At 70.2% G+C, this 5,038-nt stretch carries 4 protein-coding genes; 2 read left to right on the top strand and 2 right to left on the bottom strand.

The window, feature by feature from the left end; translation table 11 throughout:
* Window positions 1–171 precede the first annotated feature (171 nt).
* Both DJ74_RS02880 and DJ74_RS02875 read left to right on the top strand, forming a co-directional pair.
* A complete protein-coding gene (locus DJ74_RS02880) occupies window positions 172–915 on the top strand; it encodes a DNA polymerase sliding clamp (RefSeq protein ID WP_094526300.1) in 744 nt (247 codons plus the stop codon).
* Between the two features lie 100 nt (window positions 916–1,015).
* Window positions 1,016–1,654: a hypothetical protein gene (locus DJ74_RS02875; RefSeq protein WP_094526299.1), complete on the top strand. Its 639-nt coding sequence runs from the start codon at window positions 1,016–1,018 to the stop codon at window positions 1,652–1,654.
* On the opposite strand, the gene DJ74_RS02870 is transcribed toward DJ74_RS02875, so the two are convergent.
* Both DJ74_RS02870 and DJ74_RS02865 read right to left on the bottom strand, forming a co-directional pair.
* Window positions 1,655–3,487 (bottom strand): histidine kinase N-terminal 7TM domain-containing protein, encoded by a 1,833-nt coding sequence (locus DJ74_RS02870; protein ID WP_094526298.1) that lies wholly within the window; start codon window positions 3,485–3,487, stop codon window positions 1,655–1,657.
* A gap of 76 nt (window positions 3,488–3,563) precedes the next feature.
* Complete coding sequence (locus tag DJ74_RS02865; RefSeq protein WP_094526297.1) at window positions 3,564–5,003, bottom strand: MFS transporter; 1,440 nt, start codon at window positions 5,001–5,003, stop codon at window positions 3,564–3,566.
* Window positions 5,004–5,038 lie beyond the last annotated feature (35 nt).

Below are 5,038 nucleotides of genomic sequence, written 5' to 3'. Positions count from 1 at the left end.
ACGACTCGGACGACGAGGAGCCTCTCGCGTACCGGCTCGAACGCCTCCGTCTCTGGCGGACGCTGGCGACGCTCGCGGTCGTCGTCGCCCGCCTCATCCGGTCGCTTTGAGCGTTACCGTGACGGTCCGATCGGGTGCCTTTTTAGGTGATACCGCCCTAGCCGAACGTATATGTTCAAGGCCATCGTGGGCGCGTCGACGTTTCAGGACGCGCTCGATTCGGTGAGCGTGCTGGTCGACGAGTGTAAGATCCGCCTGAACGAGGAGGAGCTCTCGATCCGCGCCGTCGACCCCGCCAACGTGGGCATGGTCGACCTGACCCTCGAAGCCGCAGCGTTCGAGTCGTACGAGGCCGACGGCGGCGTCATCGGCGTCAACCTCGCCCGGCTGGAGGACATCGCCGGGATGGCCAACTCCGGCGACCTGATCCACCTCGAACTCGACGAGGAGACCCGCAAGCTCCACATCGAGATCGACGGCCTCTCGTACACCCTCGCGCTCATCGACCCCGACTCCATCCGCCAGGAGCCGGACATCCCGGAACTCGACCTCGCCGCCGAGATCGTCGTCGAGGGCGCCCAGATCGACCGCGGGATCAAGGCGGCCGACATGGTCTCGGACCACATCCGCCTGCGCGTCGACGAGACCGACGAGGCGTTCTTCATCGAGGCCGAGGGCGACACCGACGACGTCGACCTCGAGCTCACCCGCGAGGACCTCATCGCGCTCACCGCCGGCCCCGCCGACTCGCTGTTCAGCCTCGACTACCTGAAGGACATGAACAAGGCGATCCCCGGCGACGCCGAGGTCACCATCGAGCTCGGCGAGGAGTTCCCCGTCAAGCTCCACTACGGGTTCGCCGAGGGGCTCGGAAACGTTACTTTCATGCTAGCTCCGAGAATACAAAGTGACTAACGCGGTCTGCCCGACCTGTAGCACGGAGTTCAAACGAGTCGGGAGTCACTGGGCGAACGGCTCATGCCCGTACCCACGGATTCCTCCGCGCAAACAGGAGATGGTTTTGGGATTGCTCATGGGCGACGGATCAATACCCGTCCAACCCGACGGCAGTAACGGTGTGTTTCACGTCCCGATGGTTAATCAGCAGTTTCTAGAATGGTACGATCATCAAATGGGACTGTTCACTACCGGAGTATCGTTAAAGAAAACTGCCGAGGAACTCGCCGAGAACAATCGGGAATCCGGATTTAGCCCGAACGCGAAAGCCGAGAATTACCACGATATGTACAGTGTTTGGAGTCGAAGTCATCCATACTTCACCCGGCTGCGGGGTTGGTACGAGTCGGGTACCAAGCGAATTCCAGAGGATTTCGAATTAACTCCAAAAATAGCGAAATTCTGGTATATTTCGGATGGATTTCTCGATGTGAATCGGAATCGGACGCCGAGAGCCAAAATTCGAACTCACACTGAGTCAGATCGTTCCGATTTCCTTCTCGATCTGTTCAGAGAACACGGGTTCGATCCCAACTTTCGGCGAGGCACCGTTCGGTTTCTCCGCGAAGAGACCCGCTCGTTTCTCGACTGGATGGGTAACCCGCCGCCCGGTTTCGAGTACAAGTGGGTACTCGACTCGCGAGAACGCTACGATCGCCTGAAGGCACAGGCGTACGGCGAAGCACGCGCCTTCTAATCAGTCCACGACCGGAATCGACACCGCCACCGTCGTCCCCCGCGGCTCGCGCTCGGCGTAGTCGACGTCGGCCCCGATCGCCGCCGCGCCCCACGCGACCACCCACAGCCCCAGCCCGGAGCCGTGTTCGAGCGCCGTCTCCCGCCCTGACTCGACGGCCTCGATCTCGTGTTCGGGGATGCCGGGGCCGTCGTCGGCGACGGTGAGGACGAACCGGGCGGGCTCCCCGTCTCCGTCGCCCCGACCGCGCTCTCGCGCGAGCGATACTCGGACACACGGCCCGCCGTCCTCGCGCTCGACGCCCTCGCCGTCGTGATGATTTAGGGCGTTCTCGACCGTGTTCGCGACGACCGCGCGGAGCGCGTCGGCCCTGACGCGGGTGGTCCAGTCCCGGACGCTCTCGCCCCCGTCGGCACCCGCTTCCGCCCCGCGCTCGACGTCCAGTTCGACCGTCGCGTCGCCGTCGCGGTCTCCCGCGTCGGCGACGACGTTCCCGACGAGCTCGTCGACGGCGACCGCGCTCGTCTCCGCGTCGGCGAGGAGCCGCTCGACGGTGCCGGCCTTCTCGCCCAGCGCGGCCAGCGCGCCCGCCCGCCGCTCGATCGCGTCGGCCATCTGGGCCTGCTCGGGGTCCTCCAATCGGTCGGCGAGCAGCTCGCCGTAGCCGCGGACGACGCCCGCGTCGTTCCGGAGGTTGTGCCGGAGCACGCGGTTCAACACCTCCAGCTGCTGGCGGCGGCGCTCCCGCTCCGTCACGTCGGAGAAGACGACCGTGTAGCCGACGCGCGTCCCGCTGGGGTCGGTCAGCGGCGAGGTCGACACCGCGTACGTGCGTCGGCCCGCGCCGGCTCCGGCGTCGACCTCGACCGTCTCGCGGGCGCCGCCCTCGACCGTCTCGCGGGCGCCGCCCTCGCCGTCGCCGCGCTCGCCGTTCGACCCGCCCACCTCGACCGGGAGGTCGAGGAACGCGTCGAGCGGGCGGTCGCGCGCGGTCTCGGCGTCGACGCCGAGCAGCGTCTCGGCCGCGGGGTTGAGCCTGACGACGCGCCGATCGAGCGCGAGCGCGACGATCGGGTCGGCGAGGTCGTCGATCGCGGTGCGCTCGGCGGCGCGGCTGGTCGTCGGGTTGCGGTCGAACATCTCCGCGCGGTCGAACGCGTAGGCGTCCAGCAGCATGTGCGGGACGAACATCAGGGGCGCGAGCTGGAGCTGCGGCACCGGTCCGAGCTCCAGCGTCCACGCGACCAAGGCGAACCCCGGCGGCAGCGAGCTCAGCGCGACCGCGGCGCTCTCCCGGCGGTACAGCGGGCCGTAGCTGAGGAGGGTGTCGACGAGGAGGAAGACGGCGCTGGCGACGAGCACGGTCTCGACGGCGACGACGAGGTACGCCCAGAGCCCGAACGCGTACGAGACCGTCGAGACGCCGAACGCGGGATCCATCCCGAACCCGGTCCAGAACGCCCCGTGGAGCGGGTTCGTGGCGAGCAGCGCGGTCGAGAGGAGGCCGAAGCCGACGACCGCCGCGAACAGCCGGCTCCGGACCACGTCGCTCCGGCCGGTGTACTCCAGCGCGAAGCCGAGGAAGGCGATCCCGGTCCAGACGATCCCGAGCCACGTCGTCGCCTCCAGCGCGGTCCGGAGCGTCGGGTCCGTGACGAGCAGCCCGACGCCGTACGACAGACACCACGTCGCCTGCGCGGCGAACACGCCGAGGAACCAGTCGACGCCGGGCCGTCCGCGGTGTTCGCGGATCGCCAGCGCGAGGCCGATCGCCCCCGCCCCGCCGGCGAGCGAGCCGACGGCGGACCACGCCGGGACGAGGTCGAGGGCCATGTGTGGGGGACGACGGCGACGGTCGGCGTAAAACTGTCGTGCGGCCGCGGTCCGCGTCGCCCTCGCCTCGGCGCGGTCATCCGGTCCGGCGTCCGAACGCCGCGGCGACGGGCACGAGGAGGAGCGCGCCGACGAGGAACGGCGAGGCGACGGCGACCGTGTAGAGGACGGCCATCAGGGGCGGGCCGACGGTCCGGCCGAGGCTCGACGCGCCCTGCGTCACCCCGAAGGCGGCCCCCTGCTCCGCGTCGTCGGCCGACGCGGAGACGAGCGTCGCCAGCGAGACGTTGACGAGGGCGTTCCCGAGCGAGAGCGCCGCGAGCGCGAGGAGCAGCGCGACGAGCGGGAGCGTGAGCCACGCGGGTCCGCCGAGCGCGACCCCGCCGACCGCGCCGTCGACGAGCCCGGTCGCGGGGATCGCGACGAGCGCGCCCGCGAGGACGACCGACCCGGCCGCGACGAGCGTCCGCGACGGGACGACCCGCGAGAGCCGCCCGACGAGCACCCCTTGGTTCACCGCGCCGAGGACGCCGACGTACGTGAGCAGGAACGCCGCGGCGGTCGCGTCGTAGCCGAACGCGTCCGCGACGAACGGGATGAACATCACCTGTACCCCCGCGAACGCGACGGCCACGACGAAGTACGCGACCGTCAGCGGCCGGAGCGTCACCGAGGCGAGCGCGTCGCGGAACTGGCCGATAGCGGTGGTCCGCCGGGTCCCCTCCGACCCGGCCGCCCCCGCGTCTCCCGTCGGCCGCGTCCGCGTCGGTTCCTCGAGGAAGGCGGCGCCGACGCCGACCGCGAGGAAGCTCATCCCGGCCGCCGCGAAGCTCGGCAGCGAGTACGCCGTCGCCGGGACGAACGCCGGGAGGAGGGCGTCGGCGCGGGCGACCACGGGGTCGGCGGCGAGCAGTCCGCCGATCGCCGGGCCGAAGACGAAGCCGAGCGCGAACGACGCGCCGACGAGCCCAAGCGCGCCCGCCCGCCGGTCCCGCGGCGTGATGTCGGCGACGTACGCCTGCGCGGCGGCGATGTTGCCGCCCATCGCCCCCGCCAGCGTCCGGGAGGCGAACAGCGTCCCCAGCGCCGCGGCGGTCCCGAATCGCGCGCCCGACTCGCCGGCGTAGCCGAACGTCACCCACGCGACGCCGGCGGTCGCCAGCGACGCGAGCAGGACGGGTCGGCGCCCGATCCGGTCCGAGAGCCGGCCGAGCGTGGGCGCCGCGAGGAACTGCGCGAGCGAGTACGACGCCGCTAGGAGACCGATGAAGGCGTCGCTGACGCCGAACGACCGCACGTAGAAGGGTAAGATCGGGATCACGATCCCGAAGCCGACCAGGTCGATGAACACGACGCCGATCACGACCGCGAGCGCGCGCCGCGGGTCGGCGACGGCGGGGGGCCGCGGGGGCTCGTCGCTCTCGCCGGCGTCGGGGTCGGCGTCCGGCGGGGGGGCACCGACGTCCCCGCCGACGTCGCCGTCGATCGATGCGACGCCGGCTTCCGGGTGTGTCACGGTGGCGAGAGGACGCGCGTGAACTTAAAAAGGCG

This window comes from Halorubrum sp. Ea8 (assembly GCF_002252925.1).
In the GTDB taxonomy this organism is placed as follows: domain Archaea; phylum Halobacteriota; class Halobacteria; order Halobacteriales; family Haloferacaceae; genus Halorubrum.
The sequence above is the reverse complement of the archived record's forward strand: the minus strand, read 5'-3'. Positions and strand labels throughout refer to the sequence as shown.

What these genes read in the sequence shown, in the direction of transcription:
- DJ74_RS02880 (WP_094526300.1), top strand. Translation starts at nt 172, where the DNA reads ATGTTCAAGGCCATCGTGGGCGCGTCGACGTTTCAGGACGCGCTCGAT.
- DJ74_RS02875 (WP_094526299.1), top strand. Translation starts at nt 1,016, where the DNA reads ATGGTTTTGGGATTGCTCATGGGCGACGGATCAATACCCGTCCAACCC.
- DJ74_RS02870 (WP_094526298.1), bottom strand. Translation starts at nt 3,487, where the DNA reads ATGGCCCTCGACCTCGTCCCGGCGTGGTCCGCCGTCGGCTCGCTCGCC.